General features: G+C 29.3%; 22 protein-coding genes and 1 pseudogene. 5 read left to right on the top strand and 18 right to left on the bottom strand.

Annotated elements, in window-relative coordinates; genetic code table 11:
- Positions 1 to 37 precede the first annotated feature (37 nt).
- On the top strand, positions 38 to 283 hold the full coding sequence (locus tag I4V16_RS00080) for a TM2 domain-containing protein (protein WP_049179204.1): 246 nt from the start codon (positions 38 to 40) through the stop codon (positions 281 to 283).
- A 321-nt stretch (positions 284 to 604) separates the two neighbouring features.
- On the opposite strand, the gene I4V16_RS00085 is transcribed toward I4V16_RS00080, so the two are convergent.
- Positions 605 to 1,504, bottom strand: a complete 900-nt coding sequence (locus I4V16_RS00085) for a PEP phosphonomutase (RefSeq protein ID WP_049179203.1) — start codon at positions 1,502 to 1,504, stop codon at positions 605 to 607.
- Between the two features lie 47 nt (positions 1,505 to 1,551).
- On the bottom strand, positions 1,552 to 2,847 hold the full coding sequence (locus I4V16_RS00090; protein ID WP_049179202.1) for a PTS sugar transporter subunit IIC: 1,296 nt from the start codon (positions 2,845 to 2,847) through the stop codon (positions 1,552 to 1,554).
- A gap of 226 nt (positions 2,848 to 3,073) precedes the next feature.
- Here I4V16_RS00090 and I4V16_RS00095 point away from each other — a divergent pair, with 226 nt between their 5' ends.
- Positions 3,074 to 4,261, top strand: coding sequence for an ROK family transcriptional regulator (locus tag I4V16_RS00095; RefSeq protein WP_195618524.1), 1,188 nt, complete (start codon positions 3,074 to 3,076; stop codon positions 4,259 to 4,261).
- 59 nt (positions 4,262 to 4,320) lie between these two features.
- Here I4V16_RS00095 and I4V16_RS00100 read toward each other — a convergent pair whose 3' ends face one another.
- Positions 4,321 to 4,869 carry a hypothetical protein gene (locus I4V16_RS00100; protein WP_195631421.1) on the bottom strand — a complete coding sequence of 183 codons (549 nt, stop codon included), beginning with the start codon at positions 4,867 to 4,869 and terminating at the stop codon, positions 4,321 to 4,323.
- A gap of 232 nt (positions 4,870 to 5,101) precedes the next feature.
- Here I4V16_RS00100 and I4V16_RS00105 point away from each other — a divergent pair, with 232 nt between their 5' ends.
- The 3 genes and pseudogenes from I4V16_RS00105 to I4V16_RS00115 all read left to right on the top strand — a co-directional run bounded on the left by I4V16_RS00105 (position 5,102) and on the right by I4V16_RS00115 (position 7,514).
- Positions 5,102 to 6,094, top strand: coding sequence for a sulfide/dihydroorotate dehydrogenase-like FAD/NAD-binding protein (locus I4V16_RS00105; protein ID WP_111937212.1), 993 nt, complete (start codon positions 5,102 to 5,104; stop codon positions 6,092 to 6,094).
- Positions 6,091 to 7,089 (top strand): annotated as a pseudogene (locus I4V16_RS17560) (FAD-dependent oxidoreductase); the annotation flags it as partial. The gene I4V16_RS00105 and the pseudogene I4V16_RS17560, both read left to right, overlap by 4 nt.
- Before the next feature lie 17 nt (positions 7,090 to 7,106).
- Positions 7,107 to 7,514 carry a helix-turn-helix domain-containing protein gene (locus I4V16_RS00115; protein ID WP_195572462.1) on the top strand — a complete coding sequence of 136 codons (408 nt, stop codon included), beginning with the start codon at positions 7,107 to 7,109 and terminating at the stop codon, positions 7,512 to 7,514.
- An 87-nt stretch (positions 7,515 to 7,601) separates the two neighbouring features.
- On the opposite strand, the gene I4V16_RS00120 is transcribed toward I4V16_RS00115, so the two are convergent.
- The 15 genes from I4V16_RS00120 to I4V16_RS00190 all read right to left on the bottom strand — a co-directional run bounded on the left by I4V16_RS00120 (position 7,602) and on the right by I4V16_RS00190 (position 22,001).
- On the bottom strand, positions 7,602 to 7,805 hold the full coding sequence (locus I4V16_RS00120; RefSeq protein ID WP_195572460.1) for a hypothetical protein: 204 nt from the start codon (positions 7,803 to 7,805) through the stop codon (positions 7,602 to 7,604).
- A 423-nt stretch (positions 7,806 to 8,228) separates the two neighbouring features.
- Positions 8,229 to 8,849, bottom strand: coding sequence for a hypothetical protein (locus I4V16_RS00125; RefSeq protein ID WP_195572458.1), 621 nt, complete (start codon positions 8,847 to 8,849; stop codon positions 8,229 to 8,231).
- A 40-nt stretch (positions 8,850 to 8,889) separates the two neighbouring features.
- Positions 8,890 to 9,813 carry a Kiwa anti-phage protein KwaB-like domain-containing protein gene (locus tag I4V16_RS00130; protein ID WP_195572456.1) on the bottom strand — a complete coding sequence of 308 codons (924 nt, stop codon included), beginning with the start codon at positions 9,811 to 9,813 and terminating at the stop codon, positions 8,890 to 8,892.
- Between the two features lie 1,216 nt (positions 9,814 to 11,029).
- Complete coding sequence (locus I4V16_RS00135; RefSeq protein ID WP_055183904.1) at positions 11,030 to 11,458, bottom strand: hypothetical protein; 429 nt, start codon at positions 11,456 to 11,458, stop codon at positions 11,030 to 11,032.
- A 489-nt stretch (positions 11,459 to 11,947) separates the two neighbouring features.
- The gene (locus I4V16_RS00140; RefSeq protein ID WP_195572454.1) at positions 11,948 to 12,931 is read right to left on the bottom strand and encodes an N-acetylmuramoyl-L-alanine amidase; all 984 of its coding nucleotides are present in this window, start codon (positions 12,929 to 12,931) and stop codon (positions 11,948 to 11,950) included.
- Between the two features lie 47 nt (positions 12,932 to 12,978).
- On the bottom strand, positions 12,979 to 13,230 hold the full coding sequence (locus tag I4V16_RS00145; protein WP_055253826.1) for a phage holin family protein: 252 nt from the start codon (positions 13,228 to 13,230) through the stop codon (positions 12,979 to 12,981).
- Position 13,231: 1 nt separating this feature from the next.
- Positions 13,232 to 13,462 carry a BhlA/UviB family holin-like peptide gene (locus I4V16_RS00150; protein ID WP_195572452.1) on the bottom strand — a complete coding sequence of 77 codons (231 nt, stop codon included), beginning with the start codon at positions 13,460 to 13,462 and terminating at the stop codon, positions 13,232 to 13,234.
- 124 nt (positions 13,463 to 13,586) lie between these two features.
- Positions 13,587 to 13,841 carry a hypothetical protein gene (locus I4V16_RS00155; RefSeq protein WP_195572450.1) on the bottom strand — a complete coding sequence of 85 codons (255 nt, stop codon included), beginning with the start codon at positions 13,839 to 13,841 and terminating at the stop codon, positions 13,587 to 13,589.
- A gap of 340 nt (positions 13,842 to 14,181) precedes the next feature.
- Positions 14,182 to 15,756, bottom strand: coding sequence for a metallophosphoesterase (locus tag I4V16_RS00160; protein WP_195572448.1), 1,575 nt, complete (start codon positions 15,754 to 15,756; stop codon positions 14,182 to 14,184).
- Between the two features lie 13 nt (positions 15,757 to 15,769).
- Positions 15,770 to 16,393, bottom strand: coding sequence for a collagen-like protein (locus I4V16_RS00165; protein ID WP_195572446.1), 624 nt, complete (start codon positions 16,391 to 16,393; stop codon positions 15,770 to 15,772).
- A 16-nt stretch (positions 16,394 to 16,409) separates the two neighbouring features.
- Entirely contained in the window at positions 16,410 to 17,057 is a 648-nt protein-coding gene (locus tag I4V16_RS00170; RefSeq protein WP_195572444.1) for a BppU family phage baseplate upper protein, read from the bottom strand.
- A 17-nt stretch (positions 17,058 to 17,074) separates the two neighbouring features.
- A complete protein-coding gene (locus I4V16_RS00175) occupies positions 17,075 to 17,326 on the bottom strand; it encodes a hypothetical protein (protein ID WP_195572442.1) in 252 nt (83 codons plus the stop codon).
- Between the two features lie 11 nt (positions 17,327 to 17,337).
- A complete protein-coding gene (locus I4V16_RS00180) occupies positions 17,338 to 19,161 on the bottom strand; it encodes a phage tail spike protein (protein ID WP_195572439.1) in 1,824 nt (607 codons plus the stop codon).
- Positions 19,161 to 19,862, bottom strand: coding sequence for a distal tail protein Dit (locus tag I4V16_RS00185; RefSeq protein WP_195572437.1), 702 nt, complete (start codon positions 19,860 to 19,862; stop codon positions 19,161 to 19,163). The genes I4V16_RS00180 and I4V16_RS00185 overlap by 1 nt, the downstream gene beginning before the upstream one ends.
- Positions 19,863 to 22,001 carry a phage tail protein gene (locus I4V16_RS00190; protein WP_195572436.1) on the bottom strand — a complete coding sequence of 713 codons (2,139 nt, stop codon included), beginning with the start codon at positions 21,999 to 22,001 and terminating at the stop codon, positions 19,863 to 19,865.
- Positions 22,002 to 22,011 lie beyond the last annotated feature (10 nt).

Below are 22,011 nucleotides of genomic sequence, written 5' to 3' on the forward strand. Positions count from 1 at the left end.
AATATAATCAAATAGTATTTTAGATTGGAGAATACATATGAAAATTATAGATATATTAAGAGAGCCTTATGAAGAATATAATAGGTTACCTAAAAAAGAAAAAAGCAAATGGACTGCTCTTTTACTTTGCCTATTCTTTGGTTTCTTAGGAGCACATAAATTTTATGAAGGCAAACCTGCCATAGCTGTTCTTTATGCTTGTACTGCTGGTTTGTTTGGATTCGGCTGGCTCAAAGATACTATAACTTATATTTTATTTACTCCATATGTATACACTCCTTAATTATAAAAAAGGTGTAGCGGATATTTATTTTGCTTGTTCTGTCGCAAGCTCCAAGTCACAGAAAAATAAATATCTATTCCATTTGTACTGAAAGTAAGAGGATAGCTAATTGCTATCCTCTATTTTTGTATCTTAATTTAAAATTTAAATTCTCTAACCATAACTCCTAATTTGATTTTTAAAAAATAAATTTTAAATAGTTAAATGAATTTTAGGACTCCTCTCAAAAAAGTCTTGCAAAGCCTCATTTTAACTATATATTTATATATTTATATATTTATATATTTATGTATTTATAACAATATATAAATATTTATTTAATTAACGATTTATTGAGCGTGCAATCATGGATACAGTATGACGAACACCACGAATAGCCTTGCTCATAGCAAAAATATTTTCATAAGGTGCAACTCCACCATAGCCTGCATCTCCAATATGTTGAATATCTACTCCACAAATCTTATTACGAATAGCAATTTGTTTAATAGTATCTTCATCAGAGCTTTCTTGGCTAGTTCCAATTGCACTTAATACAAGTGCACCTTTACTATGTGCTAATTTAACTACTTCTTTTAATTCACTTTCATCAAAACCAGGTACTGTTCCAACTGCTGGAACCAAAATAACATCTGCACCTGCCTCAATAAAGGACTCAATAGCTTTCATATCAGCAACTGGTTCATCAACACCAGCACCATGCATCTTACCTGCAATAATTAACCCAGAGAAATATTTTTTTGCCAACTTAATTGTCTTTTCAATCTCTGTATTTGTTACACCTGTACCGGGATTTCCAGTAAAGCAAACAAAATTCATTCCAAGTCTTTCAATCTCTTTAATTGTCTCAAGATTAGCTTGTCTACCCTTACTGATTGTTAAACGATCCTCAGCCATATTTGCCTCTAAATCTACTGGTTCTAAGTTTACTCCTATAGGACGTCCTACTAAATTTTGTAGTTCCTTTACAAAGGATTCTTCCTTAACTTCTAGCCCAAATATATATGGCTTTAAAACATCTACTCCATTAAGAAGAATTAAATCAGCTCCAAAAGCTCTAGCAATTTCTGAATTAGTAATATCTCCTATAAATGATTCCCTTGTTGCTACATTTTCTGAAAGAATAACCCTTCCTTCACTTGCTTTAATACTTTGTTTTAACTCTTCTGCGTTCATTCCTAATATTTCTGAAGCATTTGCACTAATTAATCTTTTACCCATAACTATTCCTCCAAAACTTTATCTATATCAACTGCATTTATTTTAACTTAATTTGTTTCAGCTGCTTCTAATTCTAAATTCTTCTTTTCAACACTTTGATAGAAGAACCAATAAATTGCTATATCAACAAGTATTAATACTATTTGTAAAATAGAACCACTTATATGCCCTCCAGTTGTAAGGAACCCACTAATGATTGGTGGCATTGTCCATGAAACAGCAATACCTGTGGTAGTAGCAACTAATCCCGAAGCCATTGCTGTATATGAAATTACTGCATTAGCTATTGGTGCTAAAACAAATGGTATTAATAAAGAGAAATTCATTACTATTGGTAATCCAAACATAGCTGGCTCATTAATATTGAAGATACCAGGTGTTAATGTTAAAGGTGCCATCATCTTACTAATTTGGCTCGCTCTCTTACGTCTTGCTACAATAGCAATAACTATTACTAATCCTAATGTAGCTCCCCCACCACCGATATATACAAAGTTATCCATAAATGGCTCTGTAATAATATTAGGTAATTTTGCAGTAGCATCAGCTTGGAATATTAGACGGTTTGCATCTGAATTCATAAGCCAAATTGGCTTAAGAATACTATTTACAATATTACCACCATGAATACCAACCATCCAGAATAAACTATTTAAGAATACTGCGATAATTGTTCCAAAAATATTGTTACCAAGTAATCCTAACGGACCTCCTAGAACCTTTAAAAGTAAATCATGTATATTTCCAATGCTAGCTTTATCCATAACTCCAAGAACAACTAACCATAATGTTATAATAACTGCACCTGGAATTAAGGCACTAAAACTTCTTGCAACTGCAGGTGGAACTGCATCTGGTAACTTTATTTGTATATCCTTTTTAATGAACCACTTAAAAATTAAAGATGAAATAATACCGACAATCATAGCTACAAATAAACCTTTACTTCCCATAAATCCTACTGGGATTCCTGCTCCTGCTTCACCACTTACAAAAGGTGTTACAACAACAAAAGAAGAAAGAGATATAATTCCTGCTGAAACACCATCAACATCATATTGACGTGCTAAACTATTAGCAATACCAAAACTTGCAACTAACCCCATTAATCCAAAACTACTATCAACGCCCTTCCATAAATAAGCATCAACACCTACAGCTGTTAACCAATCAGTCCAAGCCTTTACTGGAAAACTTGCTATAATCATAAATAAAGAACCAATGATAATTAAAGGCATGCTTAATGTAATACCATCACGTATTGAGATAAGCACTTTGTTTGAGCCTAATTTTGATGCTATAGGCATCAACTTTTCTTCTAAAAATTCACTAAAATTTTTCATATTAACCTCTCCCTCTTTTAATTAATTATAAAATATAATTTACTAATTATATTTAAACATTTTCATAAGGTGTATTAATAATAAATAATTATTTATTAACTAAATAATATATTATACGTTATAATTTGTCAACAATATTTTCAAGTTTATAGACATAGTTGTTTATAAATTATAATTAATATATACTTATATTAATAGAAATATTAATATTGAAAGGAAGTCAATTATGAAAATTACTAAAACACAAAGAAACATAAGATTTAAAATTTTAGATAAAATTTATTCTAAAGGACCTATATCTAGAATAGATATTTCAAAAGAAACTAACATAACTCCTGCAACTGTTAGCGAAATTACTGGAGAAATGATCAATCAAAAGCTTATTCACGAAATTGGAGAAGCTATTCCTGAACAGAGTAAATCTGGGAGAAAAAAAATACTACTAGACATTTCTCCTAATCATAGTTTTTATATAGGAAGTGAATTATCTCAAAAATATATATCTTTCTGTCTAACAGACAATACTGGTAAAATTATCAAAGAAAATTCCTTTGTATTAAGCCACTATGATTTAAACAACACTTTAAGCGAATATTTTTATATTAATAAACTACAAGAATTCATAGAATCTTGCACAGAATATAGCCCAAAAGGGATTGGAATAGCAATTCCAGGTCACTTCAACGATGAAAGTAAATCCATTATTACTAATAATCCATTTTGGAAAAACTTTAATATTAAAATCTTACTAGATAATATTCAACTACCAATATTTTTTGAAAACAACGTTAAATGCATGACTTTAGCAGAAAGATTACTATTCAATAATGGTAATGATGATAATTTTATATTTTTCCATGTAGGTAGAGGAATGTTTTGTTCATACATGTATAATGGTGAACTATATGCTAAAAATAATTATCTTGTTGGAGAAATCGGACATATAGTTGTTCATCCTGATGGAGAACTATGTGAATGTGGTAAGAGAGGCTGTCTTCAAACTTATGCAAGTGAAGCTTGGATAATAAAAAAAGCTCAGATTATTTTTGACAACTCAGAAAGTACATATCTGAGACAATTGGTTAGTGAAAAAGATAAGATAACAATAGACACTATATTAAAAGCTTATCTATTAGGTGATGAAGGTATAATACATATACTTCATTCTGCAATTAAATATCTTGCAATTACACTTAATAATTTATATATGATGATTGATTCAAATAAAATTATTATTCATGGAGAGTTATTTAAAGAACCTTTATTATCAAATTTATTAAAAGAATACTTAGATAAAGAATTAAATTTACTAGGATTACAGAATAATAAAGATGTTATACTTAAGAACTATTATAATTACACTGGTGCTTTAGCTGCTTCTGCTCTTTGTATAAATGAACTACTTGTTAAATAATTAGACCCACCCGTAAAACGGGTGGGCTTCTCTGTATTTATAAGACCACTTATAACTTATTAATTAGATACAGCTTCTTCTAAAATATTATCTGATATATCCATAAAATATAATCCTTGTTTAGTTCCTATAGGTGGTGAGAAATATTTATTTTCTCCATTAATGCTATACTTTAATATAGGTTTATAATAATAATTAACAAATTCTTTATCTAAAGGCTCAACACTTAATGCCCATATTGTACTTAAATCTTCTTCTGAAGAAGGCTTGACTTTTATTTTAGAAAAATTACTATTCATAGTAAAAAATTTATCATTAACAAATAATTCTTCTGCTATAATTTCATATTCTGATAAATTTACAATACCGTAGGTTGAATTATCGCCTTTTGATGTTACTATTGAATTTGGTAAATCTAATTCTTCCTTACCATCATTAAGGCTATTAAATTCAAGTGGTTCATTTACTAACTTCCCATAGTTAATTTCTAACTTATCACCATTGTTTAATTCAATTGTAACATTTTCCGATACTACGTTATCATCTATAAATTTTCCAACTATACTTATAGATGATAATATATAACTTTCAGTTTCAATACGATTCATAGTCTTGCAACTATCTACTTCTATTTTATTATTATCAAATACAACTTCATTATATTAACTTCATTAAAATTCCAAAGTCCTTCCCCTTCTACCCTCTTCCATTAAAAACATAATCACTTAATAAAATTAACTTTGTTCTACTTTTATGAATTAAACATTAACAGTGTCACAAAATATTCCACAGAAAATACCTTAGTATAAGAAGTAATTTTCTTTATAAAAGGAGTGCTTAATGATAAAAGAAAGAATGGACTGTATAGATTGTGGCACTGAATATTGCCCTTGTCATCTGGCAGAGTCAGGGGAATGTATTATGTGTTCACAACTTCAAGGCGAATGCTTTTGTGACTGTGTAAATTGGAAAGGTGTCTGTGTTTATCAAGAACTTTTTAATAATGGAATGAAGGCTAAAGAAGGAAGAAAAACATACAATTGTGAAGTGACATTTGCAGAAGAAATCGACGAAGGAGTAATTATGATTAAATTTATAGCACCTCATAAACTAGCAATAGATCTAGTTAAACCTGGTAGCTATATTTTTATTAGGACAGATGAGAACAACTTCTTCGATGTTCCAATATCCATTATGGAATCCAATGTAGAAACAGATATTATTACAATTGTAATTGAAGTCAGAGGAATTAAAACAAAGAAAATAAAAGAAACAAAAGTTGGACAAGAAATAGTAATTAGAGGACCTTATTGGAATGGAGTTTTTGGTTTAGATAATATTTTAAAACAGAAAGAACAAAATTGCTTAGTTTTAGCAAGGGGTATTGGAATGGCTCCAATGATGCCTGTCATAAGAAAGCTTGTAACCTCAAATAATGAAGTTGATGTCTTTATTGATAAAGCTCCTTTCAAGGATATTTTTGCTAGTGAATATTTAGATAAGTTTAATATCTTTCCTAAGGAAACCAACTTACTTAACAAAGGTAAATTATCAGATGAAGGTAAATTTATCATTTCTCAATCTATTCAAGATAAGAATATAAGTCATATTCACTTAGCTGGTGCAGATATTTTAACTTATTCAGTTATCGAATATTTAGATGAACTTGATAGAGCTGATATTACACTTTCATGCTGTAATAATTTTAAGATGTGTTGTGGTGAAGGAATCTGTGGTGCTTGTACTGCTAGATTTTCAGGACATAGAGTTAAGAGGTTCTGTAAATTACAATCAGATCCAAGAAATATTTTTGAGGGGAGAAGGTTTATATGAAGATTATCATTATTGGCGGTGGCTGGGCAGGATGTGCAGCTGCTATTAGTGCAAAAAAAGCAGGAGCAGAAGTTCATATATATGAAAAAACAGATTTATTACTTGGACTTGGAAATGTTGGCGGCATAATGAGAAACAACGGAAGGTATACTGCATCTGAAGAACTTATTGCTTTAGGTGGCGGAGATTTAATTAATATTACTGATGCAAACTCAAGACACAAGGGCATAGATTTTCCAGGGCATAAACATGCCAACCTTTATGACGTCAATAGAATTGAAGGTGCTGTAAGAGATCATATCAAATCTTTAGGAATAACAATTCACATGGAGAAAAGAGTTAGAGATGTTGAATTTGATGGACATAAGATAAAAGGTTTATACTTAGCTGATGATAGCTTTGTGGACGGGGATATTTTTATTGAAACAACAGGAACTACAGGCCCTATGGGAAACTGCTTAAGATACGGAAATGGATGTTCAATGTGTATTTTAAGATGCCCTTCATTTGGACCTAGAATTTCAATAAGTGAAAGATGTGGTGTTCCTGATATACAAGGAGAAAGAGCTGAAGATGCTTTAGGTGCTATGTCAGGTTCTTGTAAATTAGCAAAAGAAAGTCTTTCTGATGAAATTAACAAAGAATTAAATGAAAAAGGTGTTGTTGTTTTAAAGGTTCCTACTGAAGATGTTAACTATGGTAAATTAGATACAAAGGTTTGCCAACAATACGCCTTAAAAGAATTCGCTGAAAATGTAGTACTTTTAGATACTGGACATGCTAAATTAATGACAACCTATTATCCTTTAGAAAAATTAAGAAAGATACCAGGACTAGAACATGCTAAGTATGTTGATCCATATGCAGGAAGTAAAGGTAACTCAATGAGATATCTATCTGTTGCTCCTAGAACTAATGACATGAAGGTTCAAGGAGTGGATAATTTATTCTGCGCTGGAGAAAAAAGTGGCCTTTTTGTTGGACATACCGAAGCTCGTCATTCCAAATTGCGATGAATATTAATAATTTACTATACGATGACATGCCAATAGATACCTTATCAGATAGAATAAAAAAAGCTAAATTAGTAGCTGGAATAACTCAAAAAGAATTGGTTAAATTAACAGGATTAAGTCGATCAACTATTAATGAATTAGAAGCTGGATATAGAGATAATATTACTCGAGAAACTTTACTTAAACTTATATCTGTATTAGATAAAGATATTATATGTGATGATTATTTGTCATACATATTAAATCAAGAAAGAAATATAAATTTATTAATTAATACTTATGGAATTGAAAAACTCTCTGCTATATTAAAATGTCATCATTCCTCTATATATAGATGGAAAGTTTTTAAATATCAACTACCAAAAGATAAATATATATTAATAAAAAAATTAGACCATAAATAACTTTTGGTCTTTTGCTACAAATAAATAAAGTTAACAATTAAGCTTATGCGGCAAAATTTAAGACTAGGATTTAATTTATCCTAGTCTTTAACATAATTTATTATTTCCCCTTTTTAACGCTTCTGCTCTCTCTTCCATTAAAACTTTTAATTCTTCTATATCTTCTAATGTAGCTTTATTCCTTATAAAACATCTTGCACTAGTTCTATTCTTTAAGTAATTAGCGTGATCTCTATTTTTTTCTCTCCATCTTTTATCTGCATTCCTTTGTGCTTCACTTGTTTTCCTCATTTTAACCCTCCTACTTTACTAAAAAGATTAACTATTATTGTTACAAAAACTAAAAGCTTTGTTGCTTTTTTTAATTTTTTATAAAAATTATTATATGAATGTAAACCTTGGTCAATACTTTTTATATATTTTTAACATTTTTTTAATAAAAAAATACCTAGTAAGTAGAAATTAATCTACCTACTAGCTTTCTGGGACTCTACAAATTTAAAATTAATATAATTTCAGGAGGTACCCTAATTATTATATGTTATTCAAGAGCAATATATTTTGTTATATTCATTGTAAAATTCCCCCTATACAATCACTATTGATTTTGCATACTATTGATGAAATACATACTTCCCTAGTGGAGGAATTGTCTACATTTTTTTCATAAACAAAAATGGACTAGGTCAACCTTATGGTTAATCTAGTCTCTTTTTATTTAAGTATATATATTCCTTCTGAGAAAAAATTCAGTATCTTTGTTATATAGACTTTTTTCAACTTATCTTTTTCAAGCAACTCTTTTGTCAAGTTTTCTAACTTTTTTTCATTTTTACTTAAAATAATAGCATTACCATCACACGTTTTAATCAAATAAATATTATACCCGAAGAAACTTAACATTGGATTTATATAAAACATATTTCCTTTGCAATACAAATATCCTAATAGCAATTGAATTAATATTGATGTAATTAGGATTTTGTAATCACTATTGGTTAATTGTGCGAAATCTGTAGTTATAAATGAAACTATATATGCCAAAATATAATCCAATACCTTATCATTACAATTTTCAATACTTACTATATTAACAGGTTCAGTATATTTATTGGAAACACTAATCAAAAAAAACAATATTATATTAGATAAAAATATCAATAATATTAATATATATAATATTATATCATTTTTCCCGATTTCATTAATCTTAAAACTAATTATTTTACTAATAGATATTATTATATCATTAATTCTATAATTTAATGTGATGATAAAAATATAAAGAGGTGAATATGATGATAAAAACATAAATATTTTACTTATTATACTCATCATACCACCTCCAAATATTATAACTATTCACTCTATTATTTTAGCATTTTTTAATCTTAGTTTTTTTGTCAGTAACGTAGTCATCTCCTGATAAGTTAGATTTCAAATAATCATCTTGAATTAAATGTATTAGTTCAGAGGTATCATTTGAAATTATTTCCCCATTTTCAATCTTCATATCTAACCCAACACTACTTATTATATTTTGAATATCATTAAGTGAATTATTAACCTTATCTTTAAACCAGTTGATATCAGAATCCTTTATTTTTGCCAACTTCTTTTTAATTGTTACTTTCTCTGATTCTTTTTCTATATCTTCAATATTTTTTATTATATTTAGCTGCCTTATTTTATTAATATTTTCGTTACATTTTTTAGTATATTCATCCTGATAATTAAATATTTGTTCAAAATATAATTGAGTAAATATAGCCATATAATTTTCATACATAACACAATCAAATTTATCATCTATAGAAATTATATCCTCTTTTATTTGCTTTAATCGTCCTTCATTAAACAAAACTTTTAATTTACTTTTTAAATAAAGACTAGAAAATATTTTTTTAAAAAAGAAATATCTCTTATTATCATCTACATTAGTCATTATAATTACATATGCTCTACTATTTTCTATTTCTTTAAAATTGTTAACTAATTGTATACTGTCTATATTATCTAATGAACTTTTAATTTCTTTTAATTTCGGTACTTCTTCTATATCAATATTATCAATTAAATCATCTAACTTTACAATAGGATCATATTCAGTCATCTCTTTATTATTAGTTAAATATATAAATTTCTTTATAATATTTTCCTTCATTTCTTCTCTCAATGAATTTTCTATCAATACTTTTCTTAGACTAAAATCCTCCAAAATAAAAACACAACTTAAAGCAACTTGTGTATTTTTTTTGGCTTTTTCCAACTCTTCTCTTACTAATTTTAATTTAAACATATACTCCTCCTAATAAACTTTATATTCCAAAGAATATATGCTATAATAAAAATACATTCAATGAAATATATTATACTTTTAGAACTCGGTAGATTGGTAGTCGTTTCGAGTTCTTTTTTCTTTTATATTAATGCTTGTCTACATTTTCTTCAATACATTCGACAAAACATCTTATATTATTACAGGCAATACATAATAAAAAAGGCAGCAGATAAGGATAACTCCCTACCTACTGCCTTTATTAGTACTGTAATATTATTAATTATAGCCAATTAATTGAATTCCTTAAAATAAAATGGTAAAATTAAACAAAGTAATTAATAAAGATATCTTTCATATAATAGTAAAAATCACATAAATATTTATAGTGAAAAAAGATTTTTATTACGTGGCACAATAGAGGTGATTATTATGAATAAAATTTATAAACTCATTATTTATATTCTATTAGGATTGGCAATAAGTATAACGCTTTATTCTATATACTTAGTAAATATAGAATTTATATTAAGAGGTTTTATTCATATAATATTCTTAACTTCGTTGCTATTACTAGGCAAATTAGATGGTAAAAATAAAAAAATAGTAGAAATAACTTTTTGGATTTCTTCTATGATAATAATTATTTCAGATTTTTATAAAATATTTTTGTAAAATAAAAAAAGGTAGCAGATAAGGATTGATTCCTCAACTGCTACCTTTTTATAAGTATAGTACAATGCTATTAATAAGTATAACCAAGTATTCAAATAAATATAATTATTAAATTTTTATTATAAATTAAACAGTTTTATTGATTTTATTCCCTTGATATTATATATTACTGTTAAATCTCACCGTAGTATTAATAACTACAAAAAGAAAAAAGAGTGATTAGTCCCCCTTATTGATTGGTCGCTCTTTTTCTTCTTGAAACAATAACAATACTATTAGTGAGAGCTCCTAGATATACATTTCGTTATTTAAAACACAATAAAAAGGACTAGTTTAATCTTAGTGTTAATCTAGTCCTTTTTATTTATTTATATATTTATTACATTATTAAAAAGCTAGTAAATAAGTTCTATCTTACTTACTAGCTTTCTAGGATTCTATAAATTTAATATATAATTTTAAGAGGCATCCTACTTATTATACGTTATTCAAGATCACTATATTTTGTTATTTAATTCTAAAACAAAAGACTAGGATAATAATTATATCCTAGTCTAATCTATCACTTAATTTCATATTCAGCAAAGTTCCCATCTTTAGTCTTGTACGGCATTACTCTCAAATACTTTCCTTTGTTTATATCATTTCCTTCTATATATAGAATTGCATTTCCTTCATTATTTGTAACAACAACTGATAAATCAGAGTATTCTTTCCCTTCTTCATCAATTATTGATACAGATAAATGCTCTTTATTAGCATAAATAACATTTTCAATAGGACTTTCTGTTTTAACCTCAATGATATCTTCTTTTTTTGTTACTCCCTTTATATTTAAATTATCTCTCACTCCATATTGGTTTGTATACTTTTCATCAGCATTAACCATTCCCATCTCAGCTAAATTAGGTTCATATTTTTTTGAACCACCACATCCAACTAGTATCAATACCAAAAATCCACTTAATAACATACTTAATTTTCTCTTCATATATATCCCCCTTTCGATACATCTTATTTTTATTATATTTCACTGGATTTATTTGTCAACAATGTAAAATAGACCAATTATATGAAAGAGAGTTTTATTAAGATAGATTTGTCTATACAGCTATTAATTACTGCTATAGTTTTATTTTTAATACCAATTATATTATAAATAAAAAGCCAGCAAACAAGGTTTTATCCCTATCTACTGGCTTTTATCTATAAGTATAGTACAGAACTATTATATATTATAACCTATTATTTAGATAGATATAACACCCTATTTCGTCATAGTTAGAGTAAATTTATTGACTATCTTCCATTTTTATGCTATTTTGTAATTGATATAATAAACCAGTATTAGTTTTAATTAAATTAATACTCCTGAACCTATATATAAATATAAAGAGCGATTAATCCACCCCACAAGTAAGATTAATCGCTCTTTATTGTTTTCTTATTTTGTAAGTATAGCGTTTTTTATTATAACCAATTATTTAGTTAAAATACTAGTCCAAGTTGCTGGCCCGCAAGAACCATCTACAGATAATCCATTATCTCTTTGATATGCTTTAATAGCAGCTACACATCCATTACCACAATGACCATCTATTCCATTTACATTATAACCTAGCATTGTTAAGCTAGATTGAAGCATCCTAACGTGATTTCCTTCAATACCTAGTTTAACAACCTTATTCTTCATTACCTTTAACAATCTTGACTCCCCCTTATTTTCACATAGTTCATTTAGCTTGGCTGTTGTTGCAGGTCCACAATACCCATCTGGATTTAATCCATTATCTTTTTGGAACTTAAGTAAAGCATTATAACTATACTCACCCCATATACCATTAGCACCCCAGCTTCCTAGATCATACCCTAGACTTATAAGTTTAGCTTGTACATCTTTTGCTCTATTTCCTATAAAGTTTTTAGATTGTTCTATAGTTGCAACATAAATAGGTTTGTTATGATCTACCTCTATAGAAGTATCACCAGTATTAATCCACTGTATGAACTCTTTCCATAGATTGGGGTTTTGAATCATCTTTCTGGGGCATGTCTTATAAGTAGCATCATAATGCCTTTTTACTCTGTCCATTCCCCAGCCATATTTGTCTAATAAGTACCTATTTAATTCAGCTGCATTCTTTCTAGCTGTATTGTAATCTGAATCAGGATTAACACATATTTCTATGCTGATATTATTCCAATTTGTAATTACTCCGTAATTTGCATCTCCTACGGACCATGGACCATCACTTAACTCTAAACATTGATAGATTTCTTTATCATCTACATAAAAATGAACAGAAGCATTTCCTAAATTCCCATTAAATTGAGCTTTAGCATGATTTCTTGCTCCTGCTCCTTCACTATAGTTATCTGTTTCATGGTTAACTATATATTTAGGATTATTTTTTCCCTTATAGCACTTATAGGATTTTAAAAATTCTTTATTGATTGTAAGCATCTTTTTTCCTCCTTATAATAGGTAAAGTAAAAGAGTAGCCTATTTGACTACTCTACTTTACTAGATTGTTTTACTACTTGGTTTGTTAATACTGTGGCACCAACTACCAATATACCTTGAATAACAGATTCTGCACTAAGCCCCATTACTGCAACTGCTCCAGCTACACCTATAGGTAATAAGATTACTGGTATATACTTATCTACAACACTCTCTGTTTTCTTTAAAATGAACCCTATAACATATAGTGCAGGTATTAAGACTAAAGCATTCTCCATTATAAAGTTTGTAAATTCCATTTTACATCTCTCCTCTTAAATTTGATTTTATTTCTTCAACATCTTCTTTGATGTCTTCAACTACATTAAATTTTTCAGCTAGCTCTGAAATTACTTCTTGATTCTTATTGATAACCATCTGCAATTTTTCCTCTCTAACCTTACTCTCTTTTCTGGTGTCTATTAGTAGCCATACAAAAAGAACTGCCCATGCTCCTTGATTTAATATAACTTTAAACAAGTCATTTTCCATACATTATTACCACCTCTCTTCTAATTTTTTTGTATAAAAAAGAGACTAGAATTTCTTCTAATCTCTTTTAAATCTTTTATTCAATTACTTAATCACTTTTTATTAAAATTTGATTAAATACATTTTACTGAATCTTGCTTAATCTTTCCTCACGATCTATTAACTTCAATTTCAAACGCAACTCACTCATCTTACTGAGTATATCATTTATCTTCCTGGTCTCTGTTAGCTCACAGCTCTCTAATTCCTGCATAATTTCTTTAAGAGAATTTTCAATATTATTATACCCAACATTTTTTGTTATAGAATATTTATAAGATATTCTATGTATTAATCCATTTAAATAATTTGTTTTTGATACAATTTCCAATACCTTCACAATATCCCTCCGTATTTTTAATTACTTCTGTGAATTTAATGTTTCATTAGTACATATATATCTATTTAAATCTCTTAAATTGCAGCAATTATTTTTTATAATTTCACACTATATATTTTAAATCAAACAGAAAAAAATATCAAATTTTGCATATTAAACAACTTTTATTTTATTTGTTGGTATTTTTTATCTAAAAATAGTTATTCTTAGCAAATACTATATATACTTAAATTTAAGTATGCCTGAACTCAAGTTATTTTCCTCATAGACTCCATTCCTCCGTATTTACAAGGTTACAAATATATTTGATAGCTATAAATTTCAGTAATAATTCTTTTTTCTAATAGGTTATACTCCTGTCAGTTCCAACATTTCCAAACCTTTTTATGTCAAGCTTTCTATTAGCCCTATCTAAGCAAAATACATCAAATGTAGTTTTGGTTGGATCTATATTCTCCCTACCTAATCCTGTGTTATCTCCCATTGCTTGTGTTACTGTTATAACTTTAATATTGTTAAAGTTATTGATAGCATCCGAATGAGTATGACCACTTATCCATCCAACTATATCTACATCATATTCCTTTGAATAATCAACTTTAAACTCCCAAGAGAAGTCTGTATTTGAGTTAGTTTTAGTAAAAGTCTTTGATGTTTTATTTTTTCTTGCATTTATTAAATCTGCAATAGCTTGGCTATTTTGAGTTTGAGCTCTTAAAGGTACATGAGACATAAATATTATAGCCCACCCTTCATCTGGCGTTCTTAAAGCTTCACTCAACCATTTACCCTGTTCGTTTCCTACCACATGAATTGTTTCATCATCATTTCCATTTGGTACTCTAGGATATTTAGTTGTTCCATCTGATAACAATATGTAATTATCATCAGTGTTTAAGAATATTAGTCTAACCTTCTGTTGAGGAAAATCTTTATAGTAATACATAGTATTACTTACTGCTCTTCCAAGCAAAATATTAAGTTGCGCTGGAGATAATACTGCATCTTTTCCAGTTTTCTTATAGTTATATGCATCACCAAAGTCGTGGTTACCAGCTAAGAAATAGACAGGAGAATTAGCCCTTTGTGCCCTATTTGATACATCTTGAATAAGTGGCTTAAATATAGACATAGTAGTCCAATCATAACTCATATCTCCACCTATTACAGAGAAGTCTATAGGGAATTTATTACTTAACTCTATTAACCCTTGTAAATGATCTATATTGTTATTCTTAACATTCCCACTCCATTTTAAGTCATCTGTAGGAAAATGATGTATATCCGTAATAAAAGGGAATATTAGGTCATATCCATTCGTGTTAGCATTCAATTTGTTTACCATAGCAGTAGTAGTACTAGAATAAATTTCATCATAGAAACTTAAAACTAATCTGCTCTTTTCAGCTTCAGATAGTTCTCTGCCTGTATTATGTTTAAATAACAGAGCTTGATAACCAGGTTCAAAATGATGTGTAGGCCCACCAGCATATAATTTATCCCAAGAAGCCCCATTACCTGAAGCATCTGAACACTTAGCAGAACACCACTCATAACCAGGAAAATCAAAAGTTACATCCATAGCTTTGGTTATTTTAATTATAGGAGTCTTTACTCTTGTCTTATCACTAGCACCTACCTTTAAAACTCCATTATCTATCCAATATCCATCATATGAATTTTTACTTGGATCATTAACATTAGTTAATTTCAAACCGCCTTTATTTAGATAGGAGTTTAATATCCTTTGCTTTACAAGAAGGTCTTCAGTTTGTGTATGTGTTAGTTTGGAATTTATATCAGATAATTCATTATTAACTGAACTTCCTCTCTTATTAAAAACAACACTTGAATCAGTATGTGGATAATATATATCTCCGTTTTCATCTTGTATTTCTATTTTATTTACAGCCATATTCTCCACCACCTTAAACTATTTTAAAGAAAAGTTTCTTCTGTGTAGCATTACTTAAACTTGTTCCAACCTTTACTGTATCTCCTGGATCTCCTTTATCTCCCTTAGGTCCCTGAGAGCCTGTTGCCCCCTTAGGCCCTGTTGCTCCTTGTGGCCCAGCTGCACCAGTATCTCCTTTGGGACCTTGAGTACCTTGTGCTCCAGTTGCTCCTTTTTGTGCTATTAAAGTCCAGTAAGTTGTATTTGTAGGAGTTTGACCTGTATTAGAAGTTTTACAAGCATAAGTATTACCACTATATGTAACAATATCTATATACGCTGAATTATTTACATAAGCAGTAGAATTTGACCATTCACCTAATAATCTCATTGAAACACCTTTTGCTCCTGCTTCACCAGCTGCTCCAGTTGCACCTCTCTCTCCTGTTTCGCCTTTAGGACCTTGTATTCCTTGTGGCCCTTGAGCCCCAGTTGCTCCTTTAGGTCCTGTTAATTTACCTGCTGCTAACTTTTGTTCAAATGTTTCGCCATCAGCAAAAGTAACGCACTCTGCAGATGTTAAAACATTTACCTCTTCTTCAACAGCACCTGTACTTTCATTTAATAATTGAACTCTTACTTTTCTTAACCCAGCCACTTTTCATCTTCCTTTCTTAAACTATTTTTATCCCCATATTAGGTGATACTTTTATGTTCTGATTTCCACCAATTGCACTCTGCTTCTCAGTAACTTTAAAATAAAATGTATTTTCCTTCTTTACTGATGGAATCTCTTCACAAACAATTATGTTAGATTTTTCTCCTAAAGATATTTCAATATTATTTAGTCTTTCTGTATATTTTTCCTCAATTTTTCCGCTTTCTTCTTCAAAGTATTTCTCCCACTCTTGTACACTTTTCAATGCTAAAGTTAAAGCAGAAAATTCGTTTGTACTTTCTATAGCTGCATCATCTCTTAAAGATGCTATTACATCTATATCAAATTTAATAGTCGATAATATATCCGTAGCTTCATAGATTACTAACTCTAATTTAAGCCATCCACTTTTGGCTAACATCTGTGAAGTAAGTTGCAACTCTACCAAGCCACCTTGTGCGTTAACTATAGTTAGATTATTAAATACTTTTGTTCCATCTGGTTTAACTCCATATACCCTTACTGTTTTATTTTCCAATGAAAAAGGTACTCTATTATCTAATAAATTAAATAATAAGTACCTTGCTGTATCATTTTGTTTAACTTTTATAGGATCGTATAGATCTTTATTAATCTCTAAATTAATTTTTCTTAGAAACTTCATGATTACCTCCCTACATATTATATGTAATCTATAGTTTCAGGAATTACCTTAAGAACTGCTCTACCATCTTCAACCTTAAATAAATGTATATTATTAAATATATACTCATCCTTATCTATAACTAAATAATCATATATTATTTTAAAGTCGATTTTATCTTCTCCAAAGTAATCCATATCTTGTATGCCAGTTGCTACGCATTTTATCTCTTTACTCTGTTTACTATAAAATAAAGTCATTTTACTTCGCATCTCTTCTATATTAGGCATTAATACCCCTCCTATGCTATTACTGTATAACTTATTACTAAATTTTCATTTGCATATGCTATTTTATCTTCTAGAACAGAGACAAAATTTAAAGAACCTCTTACCACTATTTTATTATCTTTTCTTTGTTCACCTTGGCAGTAAAATTCTCTTACAGCCCAATTGCTATTTTCACCTTCATGATATAATCTAACTTCTCTAACATTAGTAGAAACGCTTACGGTTTTACCTTCAAATTCAGCTGGTAACTGAACTATAACTCCTGTTAAACCACCTGTATTAGGAGGTAACGCAGGCAAAGTAACATAACCACTATATTGTAAGTGATGGTATTGTCTTTTACTATCACCAAACTTATTATAAAAGCCTTCTTCTGGACTTATAACTATTTTACTACCATCAGGTAATTCACTTTCAAATGTACCAGTTTCCATCCATATTTTTGTCATTCCATTCTTAGAAGAAAATAATCTTCCGACAATCTTATCAGCTATTATACCCTCTGCTGTAAATGCACTTGTAAAATCCCAATCCTTTCCGTCTGGAGTCCTCTGTTGACTAATTTGTATTCCAGCACTTCCTCCAATCATACAGCCATATGTAGGTGAATTAGGATCTAAGTCTTCCCATATAAATGCTCTTACATCTTGTAATTGTCCTATCTCTTTTTGAGCTTTCAATTTAGCTTTTGTAGCATCTAAAAATCCTTGTATTTCATTTGCTTTTACGCTACCATCACCATTTAAAATACTTTCTACTTTACTTCTAACATCACTCTGCTTATTAAAAAAATTTTCTTTAAATGCTCCCACATCTACAGACTCATATTTCCTTGTTAGTATGTTCCAGGTATATCCTACACACCTTGATGCAAAATCAATGTCTAACTTCTCATGATATATTGATATTGTATCACCTAGTCCAATATTAACTAATCCTTTGACATACTTATATTTAGTAGTGTTCTCTAAAGGAGCAACTTTTGTAGTACCTGTTACAGTTGGCTTGTCAAGTCCACCATCATACAACTCTTTCATTCTAATTCTCATTGATTTATATAATTCTTCAACTGTATCAAATCCTTCACCATCACTAGAATCTTCTTTTAGCTTTAAATCGGACATTTCTACAAAATCCTCTTTAATTTCTCTGTACTTATTTATTAGTGGGCTATCTATGTATTTTTCCGGAAGCATTCTTCCATTAAAGGCTACAGGATAACCTCTTGTTATTACATTATCCTCATTATCTTCTAAACCTAGCTCTAGCATATTATTGCCATAGTTTATATAAGCCCCATAATCACCACCGATATGATCATTTACAGTTATATTATAATTGTCTAAGAATATCTCGCCACCCCACCTAGAAATAAGTGTATTATCAGCATTTCCATTAATAGCAGCAACTCTATTCATTTTTACAAAATATGCTGTTGCTAATTTTTTTATATTAGATTTACCACTAAATTTTGTTCCATTAAGTATTATATCTAATGCTTCTTGACATGTTTTATTCTCAGCTCTATTATCTAAAATAAGACTTTTATTTAAATCAAAGAATATATGCCTGGCCTTTATATTTAAGCCACCTACCATATTCTTTTTAATACTATAAACATGAAATAACTGACCAGTAGAATAAGGAGTTGGAGCTTTAATAATTCCATCATTTTTTATAAACTTCCATCTACCTTCTTTATCACATGGATGTGATAACTCTATTTCACAAATTCCATTTAGCTTAATTTTAAATAATGCTTTATTAGGACTTAATGTGACGTTACCATCAGATTCAAAGTCATTGTTCTCTGGACTATAAAACTCTATAGACATTACAAACACCTCCAGTTTGGAATAACTGTAATAGAAAAATTACCATTCCAATTAAATTTATTTTCCCCAGGCTTAAGATATAAATCTTCCCACTTACCAGTTTTTCTATTATTCTCAATAGATCCTTCTCTATAAATGAGTTCTAGATCTGTATCAATTATTATCTCTTGTCCTATATTTAATTTAATTAGATTATCATTAACATATAGATTAAGCATACCTTCACCTTTTATACGGTAAATAGGTTTAGATACGTCTCCATAATTACATAATGTTGGAGGTAAGGAAATTTCATGTACACCATCTATATCATAAGTGTATGGATCACATATAAAATTTATATTGGCTTCACCTAATCCATTAAATACAGTCTTAAAATTATTAGGTACTTCAACTTTTTTGACCTTATAAAAATAACCCAAGTCAGTAGAAAACATTAATTTATTATCCTCTATCTGATTGAGCCATCTTTTAATACTTCTATATCTGTTTTTTATTATTTTCTCATCTAGAATATCTAAATTTACCGGAATAACTATATCGTCATAACCACCTAAATCTTCATACAAATCACCATCAGCACCATCTATACTTATAGGATTCATACGTTTATTAGGGAAAGGAATTATAACTTCATTTAGTAACTTAATTTTAAAATCTTTATAACTATTCTTATTATTGAATACAATAAATTCCGCCATCTAATTTCCTCCCCTTGATACACTATAACTATTCTGATCCTCACTTATATTTTCTATAACCATTGGAGTTGTTACCTCTGCAATGACTTCACTATCTAATGGTACAGAAACTTTAGCTATAATATTAAAACTTGGATTATAATTTTTACTAGCACTATTAGTATTTTCTACATTAACATTATTCTCTGCGACTACTCTAGCTGTAGTTCTAGCAGTTTCATAATCTACTGTGCCTTTCATTTTAGCAAATAAATCCTTCATGTTTGCATCAATATCTTTTTCTAAATTAGGAGTCTCTATATCAATACCTACACCAATACCTTTTACTATGTTAGTACCTATCAAATCTCTCATTACACGAGAAGGTGAATGTATCCCAAAGAAATCTTTAATTCCTCCAATTATATTACTAGCAAAGCCTCCTATTTTATCCATTATCCAGCCACCCATATTAGAAATACCATTCCAGAGACCTTGTATAAGATTCTTACCTATACTAGCTGCGTTATCCCAACTAAGAATATTCTTTAATCCTTGAATTGCACTTATTGCAACATTTTTTGCAGCTTGTACCAAATTCCCTACTGAACTACTTATACCATTAGTAACCCAACTTATTAAGTTCCTACCAATACTTCCTCCTGAGGTAAATATCCCTTTTATTCCATTTACAACACTTTCAGCCGTAAACTTAGCAACTGTACCTATATTAGATACCATAGATTTAATTCCATTACCAATACCAGTTATTAAATTCTTACCAATACTAGCCCAATTCATTAAGGTAAATACATTTACTATAGCCATTATTATTTGTGGAATATTAGCAACTAGTGTTGGTATAGATTGAATCAATCCTTTAATAAGCATTCCTATAATTTGAACACCTGCCATAAGTATTTGAGGTAACGCATTGTATATAGCATTTGCAAAACTATTTATTATCCTAGGAACCTCTGCAATTAACGTAGGCAAAGCACTAACTAATCCTTGTACTAAAGCTAGTATAATATCTATTGCTACATCTAATATCAAAGGTAAATTTTCAATTATCATGTCACACATTGAAACCATTAAGTTAACTATAGTTGGTATTAAGGTAGGTAAATTCTTTGCTAAACCTTTCCCTAATGTTGTCAAGGCTTGTAACCCTATCTCTAAGAGCATTGGTAATGACTCAACAATACCATTTACAAGTGAAGAAGTTACATTAATTCCCGCTTGTACCATTCCAGGTAATATAGAACTTATTAATTCCGGTATTTTATTAATAATTGATGGAAGTAATTTATCAATTAATTTTCCAATACCATTTATAGCAATTTCTATTCTTGGCAATAAATTTTCCCCTAAAGTCCCCACACTATTAACTAAATTATCTACTAGCTTATCAAAATCAGCATTATCATCAGCCATACCAGTTAATAAATTATTCCAAGCTGATTTAGTCATGCTCAAACTACCTTCAATCGTAGAAGCAGCTTCTTTCGCTGTAGTTCCAGTTATACCCATTTCATTTTGTATAACATGAATGGCTTCTATTATGTCGCTAAAATTACTAATATCATACTTAATACCGCTAATTTTACTAGCTTCTTGGAGTAACCTCTGCATTTCTTCTTTAGTTCCTCCAAAACCTAGTTTAAGGTTATCTAACATGGTATAATTTTGCTTTGCAAATCCCTGATATGCATTTTGAATATTTTCAATTGCTGTCCCCATTTTATTAGCATTATCAGCCATGTCCTCAACAGCCATATTACCTATTTTAGCAGCTTTTTCAGTGTCTCCACCAAGTCCTTGTAATAATGAAGCTGCAAATCCTGTAATAGTATTCATATACTCGTTTGCAGACATTCCTGCTGCCTTATATGCATTATTTGCATACTCCATTACTTTATCGCTACTGTTCTTAAATAATGTTTCAACCCCACCAGTCAATTGTTCATATTCAGCATATTGTTTTACCGACAAACCGGCCAAAGTTGCTACTGCAGTTGTAGCAGCAGCAACCATCCCAGCTACTGCTGTTGCACTAGTTTTAGCCATACTACCAATTTTTCTACTAAGACTTTTTATATCTTTTTCTGCACCTGAATTATCAACCGTAGTATCAATAATTATTTTTCCATCAGCCAAGTTGTTCACC

Origin of the sequence: Clostridium sp. 1001283B150210_160208_E6 (assembly GCF_015669365.1) — a bacterium.
GTDB lineage: Bacteria > Bacillota > Clostridia > Clostridiales > Clostridiaceae > Clostridium > Clostridium paraputrificum.

Excerpts from the sequence above, each read along its gene's own strand:
- I4V16_RS00100 (WP_195631421.1), bottom strand. The coding sequence starts at position 4,869 with ATGAATCGTATTGAAACTGAAAGTTATATATTATCATCTATAAGTATA.
- I4V16_RS00130 (WP_195572456.1), bottom strand. The coding sequence starts at position 9,813 with ATGTTTAAATTAAAATTAGTAAGAGAAGAGTTGGAAAAAGCCAAAAAA.
- I4V16_RS00135 (WP_055183904.1), bottom strand. The coding sequence starts at position 11,458 with ATGAAGAGAAAATTAAGTATGTTATTAAGTGGATTTTTGGTATTGATA.
- I4V16_RS00125 (WP_195572458.1), bottom strand. The coding sequence starts at position 8,849 with ATGAGTATAATAAGTAAAATATTTATGTTTTTATCATCATATTCACCT.
- I4V16_RS00105 (WP_111937212.1), top strand. The coding sequence starts at position 5,102 with ATGATAAAAGAAAGAATGGACTGTATAGATTGTGGCACTGAATATTGC.
- I4V16_RS00175 (WP_195572442.1), bottom strand. The coding sequence starts at position 17,326 with ATGCCTAATATAGAAGAGATGCGAAGTAAAATGACTTTATTTTATAGT.
- I4V16_RS00140 (WP_195572454.1), bottom strand. The coding sequence starts at position 12,931 with ATGCTTACAATCAATAAAGAATTTTTAAAATCCTATAAGTGCTATAAG.
- I4V16_RS00185 (WP_195572437.1), bottom strand. The coding sequence starts at position 19,862 with ATGGCGGAATTTATTGTATTCAATAATAAGAATAGTTATAAAGATTTT.
- I4V16_RS00085 (WP_049179203.1), bottom strand. The coding sequence starts at position 1,504 with ATGGGTAAAAGATTAATTAGTGCAAATGCTTCAGAAATATTAGGAATG.
- I4V16_RS00160 (WP_195572448.1), bottom strand. The coding sequence starts at position 15,756 with ATGGCTGTAAATAAAATAGAAATACAAGATGAAAACGGAGATATATAT.
- I4V16_RS00180 (WP_195572439.1), bottom strand. The coding sequence starts at position 19,161 with ATGTCTATAGAGTTTTATAGTCCAGAGAACAATGACTTTGAATCTGAT.
- I4V16_RS00170 (WP_195572444.1), bottom strand. The coding sequence starts at position 17,057 with ATGAAGTTTCTAAGAAAAATTAATTTAGAGATTAATAAAGATCTATAC.
- I4V16_RS00145 (WP_055253826.1), bottom strand. The coding sequence starts at position 13,230 with ATGGAATTTACAAACTTTATAATGGAGAATGCTTTAGTCTTAATACCT.
- I4V16_RS00150 (WP_195572452.1), bottom strand. The coding sequence starts at position 13,462 with ATGGAAAATGACTTGTTTAAAGTTATATTAAATCAAGGAGCATGGGCA.
- I4V16_RS00120 (WP_195572460.1), bottom strand. The coding sequence starts at position 7,805 with ATGAGGAAAACAAGTGAAGCACAAAGGAATGCAGATAAAAGATGGAGA.
- I4V16_RS00115 (WP_195572462.1), top strand. The coding sequence starts at position 7,107 with ATGAATATTAATAATTTACTATACGATGACATGCCAATAGATACCTTA.
- I4V16_RS00080 (WP_049179204.1), top strand. The coding sequence starts at position 38 with ATGAAAATTATAGATATATTAAGAGAGCCTTATGAAGAATATAATAGG.
- I4V16_RS00095 (WP_195618524.1), top strand. The coding sequence starts at position 3,074 with ATGAAAATTACTAAAACACAAAGAAACATAAGATTTAAAATTTTAGAT.
- I4V16_RS00090 (WP_049179202.1), bottom strand. The coding sequence starts at position 2,847 with ATGAAAAATTTTAGTGAATTTTTAGAAGAAAAGTTGATGCCTATAGCA.